16 protein-coding genes are annotated in these 15,558 nt (G+C 70.8%); 12 read left to right on the plus strand and 4 right to left on the minus strand.

The window, feature by feature from the left end; genetic code table 11:
* Window positions 1-19: 19 nt before the first annotated feature.
* Complete coding sequence (locus AXZ95_RS04370; RefSeq protein WP_018189793.1) at window positions 20-1,546, minus strand: ABC transporter permease; 1,527 nt, start codon at window positions 1,544-1,546, stop codon at window positions 20-22.
* A gap of 172 nt (window positions 1,547-1,718) precedes the next feature.
* On the opposite strand from AXZ95_RS04370, the gene AXZ95_RS04375 reads away from it, so the two are divergent.
* The 8 genes from AXZ95_RS04375 to rplL all read left to right on the plus strand — a co-directional run bounded on the left by AXZ95_RS04375 (window position 1,719) and on the right by rplL (window position 9,461).
* Entirely contained in the window at window positions 1,719-2,936 is a 1,218-nt protein-coding gene (locus AXZ95_RS04375) for an FAD-dependent oxidoreductase (RefSeq protein WP_018189794.1), read from the plus strand.
* On the plus strand, window positions 2,933-3,811 hold the full coding sequence (gene sigJ, locus AXZ95_RS04380) for an RNA polymerase sigma factor SigJ (RefSeq protein ID WP_331272598.1): 879 nt from the start codon (window positions 2,933-2,935) through the stop codon (window positions 3,809-3,811). Before AXZ95_RS04375 ends, sigJ begins: the two co-directional genes overlap by 4 nt.
* Before the next feature lie 73 nt (window positions 3,812-3,884).
* Window positions 3,885-4,607 carry an FCD domain-containing protein gene (locus AXZ95_RS04385; RefSeq protein WP_018189795.1) on the plus strand — a complete coding sequence of 241 codons (723 nt, stop codon included), beginning with the start codon at window positions 3,885-3,887 and terminating at the stop codon, window positions 4,605-4,607.
* Window positions 4,604-5,848: an MFS transporter gene (locus tag AXZ95_RS04390; RefSeq protein ID WP_231374338.1), complete on the plus strand. Its 1,245-nt coding sequence runs from the start codon at window positions 4,604-4,606 to the stop codon at window positions 5,846-5,848. The genes AXZ95_RS04385 and AXZ95_RS04390 overlap by 4 nt, the downstream gene beginning before the upstream one ends.
* A gap of 60 nt (window positions 5,849-5,908) precedes the next feature.
* Window positions 5,909-6,679, plus strand: a complete 771-nt coding sequence (locus AXZ95_RS04395) for a response regulator transcription factor (protein ID WP_269209383.1) — start codon at window positions 5,909-5,911, stop codon at window positions 6,677-6,679.
* A complete protein-coding gene (locus AXZ95_RS04400; protein ID WP_018189798.1) occupies window positions 6,676-8,244 on the plus strand; it encodes a HAMP domain-containing sensor histidine kinase in 1,569 nt (522 codons plus the stop codon). Before AXZ95_RS04395 ends, AXZ95_RS04400 begins: the two co-directional genes overlap by 4 nt.
* Before the next feature lie 258 nt (window positions 8,245-8,502).
* Window positions 8,503-9,018 (plus strand): 50S ribosomal protein L10, encoded by a 516-nt coding sequence (rplJ, locus tag AXZ95_RS04405; protein WP_018189799.1) that lies wholly within the window; start codon window positions 8,503-8,505, stop codon window positions 9,016-9,018.
* 53 nt (window positions 9,019-9,071) lie between these two features.
* A complete protein-coding gene (gene rplL / locus AXZ95_RS04410; protein ID WP_018189800.1) occupies window positions 9,072-9,461 on the plus strand; it encodes a 50S ribosomal protein L7/L12 in 390 nt (129 codons plus the stop codon).
* 436 nt (window positions 9,462-9,897) lie between these two features.
* On the opposite strand, the gene AXZ95_RS04415 is transcribed toward rplL, so the two are convergent.
* Complete coding sequence (locus AXZ95_RS04415) at window positions 9,898-10,773, minus strand: sigma-70 family RNA polymerase sigma factor (RefSeq protein ID WP_018189801.1); 876 nt, start codon at window positions 10,771-10,773, stop codon at window positions 9,898-9,900.
* Window positions 10,774-10,852: 79 nt separating this feature from the next.
* Here AXZ95_RS04415 and AXZ95_RS04420 point away from each other — a divergent pair, with 79 nt between their 5' ends.
* The 4 genes from AXZ95_RS04420 to AXZ95_RS04435 all read left to right on the plus strand — a co-directional run bounded on the left by AXZ95_RS04420 (window position 10,853) and on the right by AXZ95_RS04435 (window position 14,101).
* Window positions 10,853-11,647 (plus strand): NAD(P)H-binding protein, encoded by a 795-nt coding sequence (locus tag AXZ95_RS04420; protein ID WP_018189802.1) that lies wholly within the window; start codon window positions 10,853-10,855, stop codon window positions 11,645-11,647.
* A complete protein-coding gene (locus AXZ95_RS04425) occupies window positions 11,644-12,300 on the plus strand; it encodes a class I SAM-dependent methyltransferase (protein WP_231374339.1) in 657 nt (218 codons plus the stop codon). Before AXZ95_RS04420 ends, AXZ95_RS04425 begins: the two co-directional genes overlap by 4 nt.
* A gap of 32 nt (window positions 12,301-12,332) precedes the next feature.
* Window positions 12,333-12,797 carry a MarR family transcriptional regulator gene (locus AXZ95_RS04430; protein ID WP_018189804.1) on the plus strand — a complete coding sequence of 155 codons (465 nt, stop codon included), beginning with the start codon at window positions 12,333-12,335 and terminating at the stop codon, window positions 12,795-12,797.
* A gap of 65 nt (window positions 12,798-12,862) precedes the next feature.
* Complete coding sequence (locus tag AXZ95_RS04435; RefSeq protein WP_018189805.1) at window positions 12,863-14,101, plus strand: MFS transporter; 1,239 nt, start codon at window positions 12,863-12,865, stop codon at window positions 14,099-14,101.
* Between the two features lie 195 nt (window positions 14,102-14,296).
* Here AXZ95_RS04435 and AXZ95_RS04440 read toward each other — a convergent pair whose 3' ends face one another.
* Together AXZ95_RS04440 and AXZ95_RS04445 are read right to left on the minus strand one after the other, a co-directional pair.
* Window positions 14,297-15,304 (minus strand): LacI family DNA-binding transcriptional regulator, encoded by a 1,008-nt coding sequence (locus AXZ95_RS04440; protein ID WP_018189806.1) that lies wholly within the window; start codon window positions 15,302-15,304, stop codon window positions 14,297-14,299.
* A 13-nt stretch (window positions 15,305-15,317) separates the two neighbouring features.
* Entirely contained in the window at window positions 15,318-15,557 is a 240-nt protein-coding gene (locus AXZ95_RS04445) for a hypothetical protein (protein ID WP_018189807.1), read from the minus strand.
* Window position 15,558: the final 1 nt, after the last annotated feature.

Raw genomic sequence — 15,558 nt, forward strand, 5'->3', positions numbered from 1 at the left:
CGAGGCGGGATGACCGGGTTCAGGCGACCGAGCGGAGGGCCGCGGCCGGGCGGAGTCGCGAGGCACGCCATCCGCCGATGGCCCCGGCGATCAGCCCGCCGAGGACGGCGAGGCCGACCGCGCCGACGATGATCCACAGGGTCACCGGGGCGTGCAGGGCGATGTTCGCGGAGGTCGTCGCGGCCTCCCTGGCCGCTCCGAAGGCGCCGCCGAAGCCGCGGGCCGCGCCCTCGCCGGTCGCACCCGTCGCCGCACCGGAACGCCCGGCGGCGCCGCTGGTGGTGCCGTGGCTGATGCTGCCGGTCAGCGTCGGCGAGATCAGGTTGACGACCAGCACCCCGAGGAGGCCGACCGCGACGCCGATCACGCCGCCGATGACGCCCTGCACCACGGACTCGCCGGCGACCTGCCCGACGATGCGCCGGTTGGACCAGCCGATCGCCTTGAGGGTGCCGAACTCGCGGGTGCGCCGGGTGACACCGGAGATGGTGAACAGGATGGCGATGAGGAATGCGGCCGCGAGCACGATCACCGACAGCCAGGTGCCGAGGTTCGCGATGAGCTGGCCGGCGCTGCCGAGGGAGCCGGAGACCGTCGAGGCGAGGTCGGCCTGCGTGCTGACCGTCGCCCCGGACACGGCCTTCGTCAGATCGGTCTTGATCTGGTCGATGTCGCCGGAGGAGGCCGCCTTCACGTACACCGACGAGATCTTGCCGCTCTGCCCGGAGAGCGTTTGGGCGACATCCAGCGGGATGTACGCGTTCGCCGCGGTGGTCGCGTCGGAGCCGGTCGCCGCGACGATCCCGATGACCGAGAAGTCCGTGCCGCCGATCGTGATGGTGTCGCCGACGGCTTTGCTCGCCGTCTTGGCGTAGCTCGCGTCGAGCACCACCACATCCTTGCCCGCGTCGGCCGCCGTGAAGCTCCGGCCGCCGGTGAGGGTGACAGAGGCGAGCGGGCCGACGGACTTGCCGGCGGGATCGAGGCCGAGCACCGAGAACGAGTCGACGGTGAAGGAGCTGCCGCCTGCGCCGTCGGAGCCGCCCGTCGGGGGCGCGGTCGGCTGTGCCGCCTGACCGTTCTCACGCTCCTGGCGCAGCTGCTGGAAGTTCGGCAGGGTTCCGCTGAAGCTGGTGTTCGTGAGCGAGAGCACGGCGGCGGCCGACTCGACGTTCTGCACCTTCTTCACCGTGGTGAGAGTGGATGCGTCCATGACCGTGGCGCCGCGGGTCGGTTCGAGACGGGAGGTGTTGACCTGCCGTGCGCCGCCGGTGTCGGTGCCGGCGTTGGCGCCGAAGTCGAAGCGTGGACCGCCTCCCGCGCCCTGCAGCCCGGTCGCGTTCTGCGCGGTCGCGGGCTGGCTCACCGTGATGTCCGTGCCCACCCCGTACACCGACTGCAGCACGCTCTCCTGCGCCTGGCGCACCCCCGCCGAGACCGCGTCCACGATGATGACCAGCGCGATCGCCAGGGCCATCCCGATGGCGATGATGATCGTCTGCTTGCGGCGGTTGAGCAACTCGCGCCGCAGATAGGTTCCGAACATGGGCTCCCAAACTGTGCTGTCGGATGAACGTCTGGCGTGAGGTTAGGAACGGCCGTTTTCGGGTCGCTGTGGCGAAGCTATGCATCTGCCGAGTGCCCGGTTTCCTGCGGATTGTCACATCCGGCGCCCCTGCCGTGTCGTACGGGTGAAGGCAACGAGAAGGAGGAATCCCATGCAGCAGCAGGCCCAGGTCGTGGTGATCGGAGGCGGGTATGCCGGAGTCGCGGCGGCCAACCGGCTCAGCGGTCGGGACGACGTCTCCGTGACCCTGGTGAACGCGCGGCCGGTCTTCGTCGAGCGCATCCGTCTCCACCAGCTGGCGGCGGGCACAGACGACGCGATCGTGGAGTTCGGGAAGGTGCTGGCGCCGTCGGTCCACCTGGTCGTCGACGCCGTCGAGCGCATCGACGCGCCCGCACGACGGCTGGAGCTGTCGTCCGGCGGCCACCTCGACTACGACTACCTCGTCTACGCAGCGGGCAGCGTCCGCGCGCTGGCCGATGTCCCTGGCTCTGCCGAGCACGCCCTCCCGATCGCGCAGCTCGGCGACGCGGACCGGCTGCGGGAGGAGCTGGCGGCACTCGGGTCGACGGACCCGATCGCGGTGGTCGGCGGCGGTCCGCTCGGCATCGAGGTCGCCTCGGAGCTCGCCGAGCAGGGCCGTTCCGTCACGCTCTACTGCGGCGGACCCCTCGGCCCGTCGCTGCATCCCCGCGGACGCCGCTCCATCGCCCGGCGGCTCGCCGCGCTCGGCGTCACGGTCGAGGACGGCCCCGGCTCCCGGGTGATGGCGGTCGAGCAGGATGCGGTGGTGCTGGCCGACGGGAGCACGCGCCCCAGCGCGCTCACCATCTGGGCGGCCGGGTTCGTCGCAGCCGACCTCGCGCGCCGCAGCGGACTCACCGTGGATGCCGCCGGCCGGCACCTGACCGACGAGACCCTGACGAGCGTCGACGACGACCGCATCGTCGCGGCGGGCGACTCGGCCGCGCCGTCCGGGCACCCGCTCCGGATGAGCTGCCAGGCCGCCGGGCCGCTCGGCGGTCACGCCGCCGACACCGTCCTCCGCCGGATCGACGGCCGCGACCCGGAGCCGTTGGTGATGGGATTCGTCGGTCTCTGCATCAGCCTGGGCCGCCGTCACGGGATCTTCCAGTTCGAGCACAGGAACGACACGGCGACGCGGGCGCACATCGGCGGCCGTGCGGGAGCAGCGGTGAAGGAGCTGGTCTGCCGGGGCACGGTACAGCAGCTGACCCTCGAGGCGCGGCATCCCGGCGTCACTCGACTGCCTGCGGCCTTCGGCGACCGCGAGCGCCGCCGTATGCTCGCAGTGAACGGGTCGGCCCCTGAAGTCGCGGGCGCGACCCCGGGACGGGAGGGCGCATGAGCTCGCACCGGACGGATGCGGCGACGTCGCTCTTCGTGGCGCACCGCAACCTCCTCTTCACGGTGGCGTACGAGATGCTCGGCTCGGCGGCGGACGCCGAGGACGTGCTGCAGGAGACCTGGCTGCGCTGGAGCACCGTCGACCAGGCGGAGGTGCGGGAGCCCCGCGCCTACCTGGTGCGGATCGCGACCCGGCTGGCGCTCAACCGCCTCCGCAGCGCGCAACATCGTCGCGAGGCGTATGTCGGACCCTGGCTGCCCGAGCCCCTGCTGACCTCGCCCGATGTCGCGGACGACGCCGAGCTCGCGGAGAGCATCTCCATGGCCCTGATGGTGGTCCTGGAGACTCTCGGGCCGACCGAGCGCGCTGTGTTCGTGCTGCGCGAGATCTTCGGCTTCGAGTTCGACGAGATCGCAGCGGCGGTGGAGAAGACGCCGGCGACCGTGCGTCAGATCGCCCACCGCGCCCGGCAGCACGTGGAGGCGCGGCGCCCGCGGGTCAGTGTCACCGCCGATGAGGCTCGGGCCGCGCTGGACGCGTTCCGTATCGCGGTGGAGACCGGGGACGTGCAGGCGATGCTGAACGTGCTCGCCCCCGACGTCGTCCTCATCAGCGACGGCGGCGGAGTGAAGCAGGCCGCACTCCGGCCGATCCTCGGCGCGACAAGGTGGCGCGTTTCATCTCCGGCGGCATCCGGAAGACCGCCGTCGATTTCGCCATCGAACCGGCCGTCGTCAACGGCAACCCGGCACTGGCGCTGCATGTGGCGGGCGAGTTCGACGGGGTGCTGGCTGCCCGCGTGCAGGACGGCAGGATCACGGGGCTGTACATCGTCCGCAACCCGCAGAAACTGTCGTGGCTGGGGGAGGAGCTGACCCTGTCGCTGCGCTGATCGATCCAAATAGCCAAATGTTGGACATTTAGGGGAGCCTGCCCTAGCGTGGAGGAATGCCACGCATCGCCCCCAGTCCCACGCTCGCCGAACAGGTCACCGATCAGCTGCGTCGGCGGATCTCCGCGGGGGAGTTCCCCGTCGGCGCGCTCCTGCCGCCGGAGACGGAGCTGGCCGAAGAACTCGGCGTCAGCCGCAACAGCATCCGCGAAGCCCTCCGGTCGCTTGTCCACGCGGGGATGCTGGGCGCGCGGGCGGGATACGGCACCTTCGTGCGCGCCACGAACGACGTGGCCCCGACCCTGGCGCGACGCCTCGACCAGGAGAGGGACGTCGATGTCGCAGAGGTGCGTGCCCTCCTCGAGAGGGAGGCCGCCCGGCTCGCGGCCCTCCGGCGCACGCCCGAGCAGCTCGCGCGGTTGAACGAGGCCCTCGCCGAACGGACCGCGCTGATCGGCCTCCCCGGATACGACGACGCGGACATCGCCTTCCACCAGGCTCTCCTCGACGCCACCGGCAATTCCCTGCTGGCCGAGCTGTACCGCGGGGTAGGAGGCAACGAACGGGCTCTGCACGCCCTTCGCGACGAGGCCGCCGTGTCCGCCGGCGGCGAGGCGCGACCCACCGACATCGACGAAGCGCACGCGCCCATCGTCGCGGCGGTCGCCGCGGGCGATCCGGTGGCCGCAGCCGCGGCGGCGGAGGCGGCGGTCCGCCTGATCAACGAGAGACAGGGCATCCACCTGCCCGGATACGACGCGACGGGCACGGGCCGATGATGTCGGAAAGGACGGCGCTGCGCGGCGGCGGGAGCGGGGGCGCTCGCATCATCCGGACCCTGAGTCCCGCGCTCGTCCTCACCGGTCTGCTGCTCGTCGCCGGAAACCTGCGAGCGGGGCTCACCACCGTCGGCCCAGTCCTCAGCGACATCACCAGTGCGCTCGGCCTCACCTCCGTCGCAGCGTCCGTGCTGGTCAGCCTCCCGCTCGTCGCGTTCGCCGTCGTGTCGCCGTTCGCGCCGCGTGTTGCACGCGCGCTCGGGCTCGAACGGTCCCTGGCGCTCGCGCTCCTCCTCCTCGCCGGCGGCCTCGTGCTCCGCTCCCTCCCCGGCCTCGGCTCGCTCTGGACCGGCACGGCCCTCATCGGCGTCGCGATCGCCGTCCTCAACGTGGTGCTGCCCGCGTTGGTGAAACGCGACTTCCCCACGCGCATCGGGCAGATCACCGGCGCATATTCGGTCGTGCAGGCCGTCTTCGCCGCAATCGCGGCCGGTGTCGCCGTCCCGGTCGCCGGGCTGACGGCGGTCGGCTGGAGGCTCCCGCTCGGGATGTGGGCGGTGCTGGCGGTCATCGCGATCGCCGTCCTCGCACCGCAGCTGCGCCGCAGAACCGTCGTGCCCGACGGGCAGGAAGACCTGACCCTCGGTAGGGAGGGCCATCGCAGCGGCGGAAGCTCGCCGTGGCGGTCGGCCCTCGCGTGGCAAGTGACCGCGTTCATGGGGCTGCAGTCGGTGGGCTTTTACATCTTCATCACCTGGCTGCCCTCGATCGAGAGGTCGGCGGGGATCAGCCCGGAGGCGGCCGGGTGGCACCAGCTCCTCCTCAATGGCTGCGGCATCGTCGGCAGCGTCACGTGCTCCTTCCTCATCCCGCGGTTCCGGGACCAGCGGCTGCTGGCCGCCGCGGCACCCGCCTTCACGGTGATCGCGATGCTCGGTGTGCTGTTCGCTCCGGCGCTCTCGGCCATCTGGGACAGCATCGCCGGGGTGGCGGGCGGTGTCACGATCGTGCTGGCGCTCTCGTTCTTCGGCCTGCGCACCCGCCACCACGCGCAGGCGGCCGCACTGTCGGGCATGGCGCAGTCCGTCGGCTACCTTGTCGCCGCCGCCGGCCCGATCGGCGTCGGCGCGCTGCACGACGCGACCGGGTCGTGGACGGGTCCTCTCCTGGTCGTCATCGGTGTGCAGGTCGTGCTTCTGGTGTTCGGTCTGCTGGCCGGACGGAACCGCATCCTGGAGTGAGCCTGAGCGCTCAGAGAGTTCATAGGTTGTGCAAAGACGGCATCCATCACCCTCCTCATAATGAGAAAGGTGACCATCAACGCGCGCGCCGCCTCCGGCCCCTCCAGCCAGCCCCGTACCCTCCTGCGCCGCGCGGACGGCAGCGCCATCCGCGTGCTCGTCGTCGACGATGAGGCGACGCTGACGGACCTCCTCGCGATGGCCCTCCACTACGAGGACTGGGAGGTCAAGACGGCGTCGAACGGTCAGCAGGCGCTGCAGCTGTCGCGCGAGTTCAAGCCGGACGTCGTGGTGCTCGACATCATGCTCCCCGACATCGACGGCCTCCAGGTGCTGTCGCGGATGCGCGCCGACGGCAACGAGGCGCCCGTTCTCTTCCTCACCGCGAAGGACTCCCTCGACGACCGCATCGCCGGTCTCACCGCCGGCGGCGACGACTACGTGACGAAGCCGTTCAGCCTGGAGGAGCTCGTCGCGCGCCTGCGCGGTCTGCTGCGCCGGTCGCGCGCGGCGGTCGCCGACCACGACGACCCCGTGCTGATCGTCGGCGACCTCGTCCTCGACGAGGACAGCTACGAGGTCCACCGCGACGGCGAGCCCATCCAGCTGACCGCCACCGAGTTCGAACTGCTGCGCTTCCTGATGCGCAACCCGCGCCGCGTGCTCAGCAAGGCCCAGATCCTCGACCGGGTCTGGAGCTACGACTTCGGCGGATCCTCCAGTGTGGTCGAGCTCTACATCTCCTACCTGCGCAAGAAGATCGACGCCGGCCGCGCCCCGATGATCCACACCGTCCGCGGCGCCGGTTACATGGTGAAGGCCGCGCAATGACCTCCGCCCGCGACGCGGGCGCCCCGGTCACCGGGCCAGGCGGAACCGGTCGCGCGAGCGGCCGGTCCTGGCGTATCCGCCCGTTCCGCTCGTGGACCCTCCGGAGCCGTGTCGTGCTCGTCGTGGTGGCGATGCTGGCGGTGCTCGGCGCCGTGATCGGGACGGTTAGCGTGTTCGCGCTGCAGAACTACCTGATGCAGCGGCTGGACGGGCAGCTCACCTCGGCGCTCGACCGCGGCCAGCGGGCCGCCGATCGCATCTACGGCGATCAGCCCACAGGACCGGACGTCATCGGCATCGTCCAGACGCCGGGTCAGCAGACCGGCACGTTCGGCGTCATCCGCAGCGGCGACATGCTGCTGTACCCGGTCATCCTCTCCGAGAGGCCGGCCGGAAGCACCCCCGATCAGCCGGTGGCGCCGAAGCGGGTGCTCATCTCCACCACTGCCCTGCTCAGCCTGCCGTCGGACGGGCACCCGCGGACCATCGACCTCGGCGCGTCCCTGGGGGAGTACCGCGTCGCCGCGGTCGAGCTGACCAACGGCGACAGCGTCATCATCGGCCTCCCGCTCAGCGACGTGAACGCGACCGTCGCCCGGCTCACGCTCGTCATCGTGCTGGTCACCCTCGCCGGGCTGGTGTTCGCGTTCCTTCTCGCGAGCGTCGTCGTCCGGCTGGCGATGCGTCCGCTGGAGCGGGTCGCGGACACCGCGGAACAGGTCTCGTCCCTGCCGCTCGATCGAGGAGACGTCGCGCTCTCCGTCCGTGTCCCGGAGGCCGACACCGACCAGCACACCGAGGTCGGAAAGGTCGGCTCCGCCCTCAACCGGATGCTCGGCCACGTCGCCTCCGCCCTGACCGCACGCCAGGCGAGCGAGCAGAAGGTGCGCCAGTTCGTCGCCGACGCCAGCCACGAGCTGCGCACACCGCTCGCCTCCATCCGCGGCTACGCCGAGCTGACCCGCCGTGCCCCCCACGAACTCCCGCCGGACGTCACGCACTCGCTCGGCCGCATCGAGTCGGAGGCGACCCGGATGACCTCCCTCGTGGAGGACCTGCTGCTGCTCGCCCGGCTCGACGAGGGCCGCGAGCTCGACCGCGATCCCGTGGACCTCTCCCTGCTGCTGGTGGATGCGCTGAGCGACGCCCACGCGGCCGGACCCGACCACGAGTGGGCGCTCGACCTGCCCGACGAGCCCGTCGAGGTCGTCGGCGACGCCCCGAGACTGCACCAGGTGCTCATGAACCTGCTCGCGAACGCGCGCGTGCACACGCCGGAGGGCACGAAGGTGACGGCCGGCCTGCGCGTGGATGAGGACGCGCACCGCGCCGTCATCACGGTCGCGGACGACGGACCGGGCATCCCGGAGGACATGCAGGCGACGCTGTTCGAGCGCTTCGCCCGAGGCGACAGCTCCCGCAACCGCGCCACCGGATCCACCGGGCTGGGCCTCGCCATCGTCCAGGCGGTCGTGCAGGCGCATGAGGGAGACGTGACGGTCACGAGCGAGCCGGGCCGAACCGTGTTCACGGTGTCGCTGCCGCTCGTGCCGGCCGCCGTCTGAACTCGATTTGCAGACCGGGGTGCGCATCCCGTACCCTGTACGAAGCCAAAGACCGCTGGTTGTCGTGCTCGCATGACCGAAGATCCACTCAGGTGGGGGCCCGCGCAGGTGTATGAAGCAAGTTCCGCATTTTCTGCGTCGCCAGCTCCGTGCCTCTGCGCCGGAGCTTTTTTCTTTGTCCGGTGACGGTGTCGTCCAGCGACTTTGGCGGGCACACCGCTTCCGCGGTGTGCGACGAAGAAGATTGAGGAGTAGGCCATGGCGAACAAGGAAGCCACGGTCGCCGAGCTCACGAACCTGTTCGAGAGCTCGACCGCCGTTCTGCTGACCGAGTACCGCGGTCTCACTGTCGCTCAGCTCAAGCAGCTGCGCACGTCGATCAGTGAGCACGCGACCTACGCCGTGGTGAAGAACACGCTGACCAAGATCGCGGCCAACAACACGGGCATCTCGTCGTTCGACGAGGAGCTCGCTGGGCCGTCCGCGATCGCCTTCGTGCACGGTGACCCTGTCGCCGTCGCGAAGTCGCTGCGTGACTTCGCCAAGGCAAACCCTCTGCTTGTGGTCAAGGGCGGTTACTTCGACGGTAACCCGCTGACCGCAGAAGAGGTAGGCAAGCTCGCCGACCTCGAGTCCCGTGAGGTTCTGCTGGCCAAGCTGGCCGGCGCCTTCAAGGCCTCGCTGTTCGGAGCCGCATATCTGTTCAACGCACCGCTGTCGCAGGCCGTTCGCACGGTCGACGCGCTGCGTGAGAAGCAGGAGTCCGCTGCCTGAGTCCTCACGGACCAGGCCAGCGGTGAGTAACCACACACACTAAGGAGAGAACAATGGCAAAGCTTTCGACTGAGGAGCTGCTCGACGCGTTCAAGGAGCTCACGCTCATTGAGCTCAGCGAGTTCGTGAAGAAGTTCGAGGAGACCTTCGAGGTCACCGCCGCCGCCCCCGTCGCCGTGGCCGCTCCGGCCGCCGGTGGTGCGGGCGCCGCTGCCGAAGAGGTCGAGGAGAAGGACTCCTTCGACGTCGTCCTCGAGGCCGCCGGTGACAAGAAGATCCAGGTCATCAAGGAGGTGCGCGCCCTCACCAGCCTCGGCCTCGGTGAGGCGAAGGCCCTCGTTGACGGCGCTCCGAGCACCGTGCTCGAGGGTGCCAACAAGGAGACCGCAGACAAGGCGAAGGCCCAGCTCGAAGAGGCTGGCGCCACCGTCACCCTGAAGTAATCAGGGCCCCATCGGGGCTCTTCTTACCGACGGCTGACTGCCGCTGTGTCGTAGACACAGGCGCGACGCGGACTCCTCCACTAGAGAGTGTCCGCGTTGCGGAGGGCGTCGCCCCCGTAACGGGGCGACGCCCTCCGTGCGTTAAGTGACGCACGGGCGCGGATGCTCACCCATCCCACGCGTCCGATCGCGCCCGCCAGCGGGCATCGGTGTGCAAGGACGCACAACCGGAAGAAGAACCACGATGAATACCAGTTCTTGGCGTGCCTACGCCTCGCGACTGCGTGACTTCGGTCACGCGATGCTCCACGGTGAGGACCGCGACAGCGGTTGCCACCCACCGGATCTGTGCCGCAGGACCCTCCTCTACGACAGGTACCTGCGGTAACACCCACCACGAGGCGCCCCCGACCACCCGGCCGGGGGCGCTTCGCCGTCACGCAAGGCCCAGCACCCGAGCGACGCCGAGGTCCGCGAGGCGAGCGGGATCGGCGAGCACGTCGAGCCGGACGATGCGGTCGTCCTCGATCTCGAACGCCATGACGGAGACGACGCGACCCGACAGCACCGCCGCGACGCCCGGACGGCCGCCCAGCAGCACCGGCGTCGAGTGGGCGGCGAGCCGGGCGGAGAGGACGGCCTGGGCCGCGATCTCCTCGGCTCCGACCAGATGCTGCTCACTCGTCCCGTAGTCGGCATCGAGCACCGCGCCGTCGTCGAGGAGGCTCAGGAGTCGGCGCACGTCTCCCTGCTGCGCCGCCGCCAGCCACGCGTCGACGAGCGGTCGCGCCCGGCGCCGATCCGGCTGTGCCGCGTCCGGGGAGCCGTGGAGGCGACGTCGAGCGCGCGAGGCCAGCTGACGAGCGGCCTGCGGAGAGCGGTCGAGCGCCTCCGCCACCTCCTCGAACGGCCGGCCGAAGACGTCGTGCAGGACGAACGCGATGCGCTCGGCGGGGCTCAACGCATCGAGCACGACGAGGAGCGCGGTGGCGATGCGGTCTCCCTGCTCCGCCTCCGCGGCGGGGTCGCCGAAAGTCGAGACCGGCTCGTCCATCCACGGGGTGACCTCCCACGATCGTTCCCGCGTGCGACGCGGCGACCGCAGCTGGTCGAGGCAGACCCGGGACACGACCGTGGTCAGCCAGGCGTCGATGTTGTCGATGCCGGCGGGGTCGGTGCGGCTCAACCGCAGCCAGGTCTCCTGCACGGCGTCCTCCGCGTCGGCGTGCGACGACAGCAGCCGTCCGGCGATGGCGGTGAGCCGCGGTCGTGCCGCCTCGAAGTGCTCGGCGAGGGGTCGTGCATCCGTCATGTCACGTTCTCCGTCTCTCGATCGTCACCCTATCGACGAGCCGGAGACGGCACATGTGACACCAGACAGGAGGACGGCCATGAACGACACCATCGTGGTGACAGGAGGTACCGGCAGGATCGGGCGCAGCGTGGTCCCGCTGCTCCGCGCCGGAGGGCGTGACGTGCGGGTGCTCAGCCGTCACCCGCAGCAGGCTGGGACGGACCCCGGCATCACCCATGTCGGCGGCGACACCGTCGCGGGCGACGGGCTGGAGGATGCGTTCGCCGGAGCGGGGACGGTGCTCCACCTCGCCGGCGGCGCGACCGGTGACGACCGGGCGGCCGCCAACGTCGCAGAGGCGGCACGGAGCGCGGGAGTCGGCCATCTGATCCTCATCTCCGTGGTCGGGGCCGGGCGGATGCCGATCGGCTACTTCCGCGCGAAGGCCGCGGCCGAGAAAGCGATCGCCGCGTCGGGGGTGCCCTGGAGCATCCTGGCGGTGTCGCAGCTCCACGAGTTCGTGCTGCCGCTGGTCCGGGGGATGGCGCGTCTGCCGTTCACCCCGGCGCCGCGAGGGCTGCGGTTCGAGCCCGTGCACCGGGAGGAGGTCGCAGAACGACTCGCGTCGCTGGCGCTGGCGGATCCCGCAGGGCGGGTGCCCGACCTGGCGGGGCCGGAGGTGCTGGACATCCCCGACCTGGTGCGCGCCTACACCGGGCGTCGCCGGCCCACGATCGCGCTGCCGCTGCCGGGAGCGGTCGGCCGTGCCTATCGAGCGGGAGAGAATCTCGCCGGCCCGGCGGCGACCCGGGGCACGCGCACCTGGGCGGAGTTCGTCCGCGAGCTCGCGGCGTCTGAGAACGTGCCGGGTCGGTCCTCCGCCCTACGATGAGTCGCGTGACCGAGCCCGCCGATGTGACCGCCACCCGTCTCGCCTACGACACCGTCGCCCAGGACTACGCCGACCTGCTCCGCAACCACCTCGCGGGAAGCGAGTTCGACCGCGCCATGCTCGGCGTCTTCGCGGAGCAGGTGGCGCGCGGCGGAGGCGGCCCGGTGGGGGACCTGGGATGCGGTCCCGGCCGCATCGCCGGGTACCTGGCGGGACTCGGACTGGAGGTCGTCGGCGTCGACCTGTCGCCCGGGATGATCGAGGTGGCCCGGCGCGAGCATCCTGCTGTTCGGTTCGAAGTCGGGACGATGGCGGCCCTTCCGTTCGCGGACGGCGCGCTCGCCGGAGCGCTCGCGTGGTACTCCGTCATCCACACGCCGGAGGAGCGCCAGGGGGAGCTCTACGCGGAGTTCGCCCGTGTCGTCCGGCCGGGCGGGATCCTCCTCCTCGCCTTCCAGGTGGGGGAGGACGTCGTGCACCTCACGCACGCCTACGGGCACGACCTCGACCTCCACACCCGGCGACAGCATCCCGACCGGGTCGAAGAGCGGCTCGTCGAGGCCGGGTTCACGGTGACCGCTGAGCTCATCCGGCAGGCGGTGCCGCCGGAGAAGTCGCCCCAGGGCTACGTGCTCGCGCGCCGCGACGTTTGATAAACATAGGCAAGCTATATATAATTGGTCTCATGCCCGAGACCCCCGAACTCCACCAGATCCTCGGCGACCTCGTGGTCGCCGCCCACCGTCTCACCCGGCTCGCGGCCCGGGTGACCGGCAGCACCGAGTCGCCCGCCACCTGGCGCACCCTCAGCGTGCTGCAGACGGTCGGCCCGATGCGCCTCGGCGAGCTCGCCGAGCACAGCCGGGTGTCGCAGCCCACGATGACCAAGATCGTCCGCAACCTCGTCGACGCCGAGTGGGTCAAGCGCATCGCCGACACCTCCGACGCGCGCGCCTGGCAGATCGCGATCACGGGGAAGGGCGCCGACGCGCTCCAGACGTGGCGTGATGAGCTGTCCGCCGCGCTCGTCCCGATGTTCGCCGACCTCAGCGACGACGAACTCGCCGCCATGCGCGCCACCGTCGAGATCATCGGATCACGTGTCGACCTCTCCACGGCCGCCTCGGCCGCTCTGGCCGGCCGCGGCTGAGTCGCATCCCGTCGCCACATCCCCTCTCTCCGCACAACCGACCGGCAAGGAGCCGTCTCCCCTTCATGTCCCACGAACGCCCCACCAGCATCCTGAAGCAGCCGACCGCCGTCTGGGCCGTCGCCTTCGCCTCCGTCATCGCCTTCATGGGCATCGGTCTCGTCGACCCGATCCTGCCCGCGATCGCGAAGAGCCTGGAGGCGACGCCGACCGAGACGGAGATGCTGTTCACCAGCTATCTGCTCATCACCGGCGCCGCCATGTTCTTCACCAGCTGGATCTCGAGCCGCATCGGGGCGAAGAGGACGCTGCTCATCGGGCTCGCCCTGATCGTCGTGTTCGCGCTCGCCGCCGGCCTGTCGCAGAACGTCGAGTCGATCATCGGGTTCCGCGCCGGCTGGGGGCTCGGCAACGCGCTGTTCATCTCCACCGCGCTCGCGACCATCGTCGGGGCAGCGTCGGGCGGGACGTCGGCGGCGATCATCCTCTACGAGGCCGCCCTGGGACTCGGCATCGCGATCGGACCGCTGCTCGGCGGCCTGCTCGGCAGCTGGAGCTGGCGCGGGCCGTTCTTCGGCACCGCGACCCTGATGGCGATCGGCTTCATCGCGATCGTCGCCCTCCTCAAGAAGAACCCGGAGAAGCCGCAGCCCACGAAGCTGTCCGCGCCGTTCCGCGCCCTCGGCCGGCCCGCGCTCGGCTTCCTCGCCGGCGCCGCCCTGTTCTACAACATCGGCTTCTTCGTGCTGCTCGCCTACACGCCGTTCGCGCTCGTGCCGCTCGGGGTCGAGGATGCCATCACGCTCGGCCTGATCTTCTTCGGCTGGGGCGTCGCCCTCGCCGTCACCTCGGTGTGGGTCGCGCCGCTCCTCACGGCCCGGCTGCCGCGCACGCGGGTGCTCTGGCTCGTCATGCCCCTGCTCGCGCTCGACCTTCTGGCCGCAGGGCTGTTCGTCGGCTCGCTGGTCGCGCTCATCGTCTGCGTGATCGTCGGCGGACTGCTGCTGGGCATCCTGAACACCGTGCTCACCGAGTGCGTCATGGAGGCGACCGATCTGCCGCGATCCGTGGCGTCGAGCGCCTACTCGGGCGTCCGCTTCCTCGGCGGCGCCGTCGCCCCGCCGGCCGCGACACTCCTCGCCGACATTGTCGGCCCGGCCATGCCGTTCTACGCCGGAGCCATCTCGGTGCTGATCGCGGCGGCGCTGATCATGATCGGCCACAAGCACCTGAAGCGGGTGGATGCACCCGCAGAGACTCCGCAGCAGGAGGCCGAGGTGCTGTCGCTCGCCGACGCCGACTGACGAGAACCGCCGGTGCGGAAACGTTCCCACCGAATTCGAAGAGCCGCCCTGTCCTAGTCAGGGCGGCTCTTCCCGTCATATGGGCCCCGATAGCCCGACGGGCGACCCCGTCAGCTGACCGTGCCTACCCGAAAGGCGCGCTCAGCCGGATGGCCGCCTCACCATTCTTTCAGACAGCGGGCGCGCAACGGGACATCAGCGCGGCGGTGCGGTGGACGAGCGGACCACCAGGCTGACCGGCGACCCCACCGATCCGGTGCGCGGTTCGGCACCGGCGAGTTCGTCCAGCAGGATTCGCGCGGCGGTCGCTCCCTGCTCGAAGGGGTCCTGCGCCATCGTCGTGAGCCCGAATCCGGCGGCGTAGTCGTGGTCGTCGATGCCGATCACCGACAGGTCGTCCGGCACCCGCAGGCCGTGATCGCCCGCCGCGAGGATGGCACCGAACGCCATCTCGTCCGATCCGGCGAACACTGCGGTCGGCCGGGGGCCGGGCGCATCCAGCAGCCGGTTCATCGCCGCGCGGCTCTCGGGCAGCGAGAACCCGCCGGGGATGACCCACTCGGGACGCACCGGGAGACCCGCGTCGCGCATCGCATCCTTGAACCCGTGCAGGCGCCCGATCGGCACCTGGCTGTTGAGGCCTTCCTCGTCCTCTCCGCCCAGGTGCGCGATCGCCGTGTGACCGAGCGAGATGAGGTGGGAGGTCGCGGTGTAGGCGGTCGAGGTCTCGTCGATGCCGACGCTGCGGAGGCCCTTGACCGGTCCGCCGACGACGATCGTCGGATGTCCGAGCGTCGCCAGCTGCTCCCGCTCCTCCGTCGTGAAGTCGAGGCACAGCGCGAGCAGGGCATCGGTGCGCTTGCGCAGGATGCTGCGGTGGAAGACGCGCTCCCGGTCGCCGCGGTGCCCCCCGAGGTTGAAGAGGATCATGTCGTAGCTCGCCGACCGCAGCTCCGCATCCACCCCCTCCAGCACCTGGGTGTAGAACCACCGGCTCACCGACGGGACGACGACCCCCATGGCCAGGGTGCGGCCGCTGGCGAGGCCCGACGCGCTCGACGACGCGACGTAGCCGAGCTCGTCCGCCGCTCGGCGGACCGCCGCGCGCGTCTTGTCCGAGACGTTCGGCAGGCCGCGCAGCGCCCGGGAGACGGTGGCGGTGGAGACCCCGGTCGCGCGCGCGACCTCCTCGATCCCTGGCATCGCCCGGCTCCGTTCAGGAGTCCTGGTGCTCGAGCCGCGCCTCCTCGGCCTCCTGCCGCCGCGCGATGATGCGGCGGCGCAGCTGCAGGAGGCCGATGAAGGCGAGGACGAGTACGAGGAGGGTGAGCGCCCAGCCGAGAGCCGGTTCGCCGGTCAGTTCGCAGAAGACGGTGATCCCGAGGAACGCCACCGCGAAGAACCCGACGAAGCCGAGGCCGACGTCGACGACCTCGCGGGAGTCGCTCCAGCGCATC

The sequence above is a fragment of the Leifsonia sp. 115AMFTsu3.1 genome (assembly GCF_004362795.1).
GTDB lineage: Bacteria > Actinomycetota > Actinomycetes > Actinomycetales > Microbacteriaceae > Leifsonia.

Coding starts and splice junctions, on each gene's coding strand:
- AXZ95_RS04385 (WP_018189795.1), top strand. CDS start 3,885: ATGCCACGCATCGCCCCCAGTCCCACGCTCGCCGAACAGGTCACCGAT.
- AXZ95_RS04425 (WP_231374339.1), top strand. CDS start 11,644: ATGAGTCGCGTGACCGAGCCCGCCGATGTGACCGCCACCCGTCTCGCC.
- rplL (WP_018189800.1), top strand. CDS start 9,072: ATGGCAAAGCTTTCGACTGAGGAGCTGCTCGACGCGTTCAAGGAGCTC.
- AXZ95_RS04440 (WP_018189806.1), bottom strand. CDS start 15,304: ATGCCAGGGATCGAGGAGGTCGCGCGCGCGACCGGGGTCTCCACCGCC.
- AXZ95_RS04370 (WP_018189793.1), bottom strand. CDS start 1,546: ATGTTCGGAACCTATCTGCGGCGCGAGTTGCTCAACCGCCGCAAGCAG.
- AXZ95_RS04395 (WP_269209383.1), top strand. CDS start 5,909: ATGAGAAAGGTGACCATCAACGCGCGCGCCGCCTCCGGCCCCTCCAGC.
- AXZ95_RS04420 (WP_018189802.1), top strand. CDS start 10,853: ATGAACGACACCATCGTGGTGACAGGAGGTACCGGCAGGATCGGGCGC.
- AXZ95_RS04430 (WP_018189804.1), top strand. CDS start 12,333: ATGCCCGAGACCCCCGAACTCCACCAGATCCTCGGCGACCTCGTGGTC.
- rplJ (WP_018189799.1), top strand. CDS start 8,503: ATGGCGAACAAGGAAGCCACGGTCGCCGAGCTCACGAACCTGTTCGAG.
- sigJ (WP_331272598.1), top strand. CDS start 2,933: ATGAGCTCGCACCGGACGGATGCGGCGACGTCGCTCTTCGTGGCGCAC.
- AXZ95_RS04375 (WP_018189794.1), top strand. CDS start 1,719: ATGCAGCAGCAGGCCCAGGTCGTGGTGATCGGAGGCGGGTATGCCGGA.
- AXZ95_RS04400 (WP_018189798.1), top strand. CDS start 6,676: ATGACCTCCGCCCGCGACGCGGGCGCCCCGGTCACCGGGCCAGGCGGA.
- AXZ95_RS04435 (WP_018189805.1), top strand. CDS start 12,863: ATGTCCCACGAACGCCCCACCAGCATCCTGAAGCAGCCGACCGCCGTC.
- AXZ95_RS04390 (WP_231374338.1), top strand. CDS start 4,604: ATGATGTCGGAAAGGACGGCGCTGCGCGGCGGCGGGAGCGGGGGCGCT.
- AXZ95_RS04445 (WP_018189807.1), bottom strand. CDS start 15,557: ATGCGCTGGAGCGACTCCCGCGAGGTCGTCGACGTCGGCCTCGGCTTC.
- AXZ95_RS04415 (WP_018189801.1), bottom strand. CDS start 10,773: ATGACGGATGCACGACCCCTCGCCGAGCACTTCGAGGCGGCACGACCG.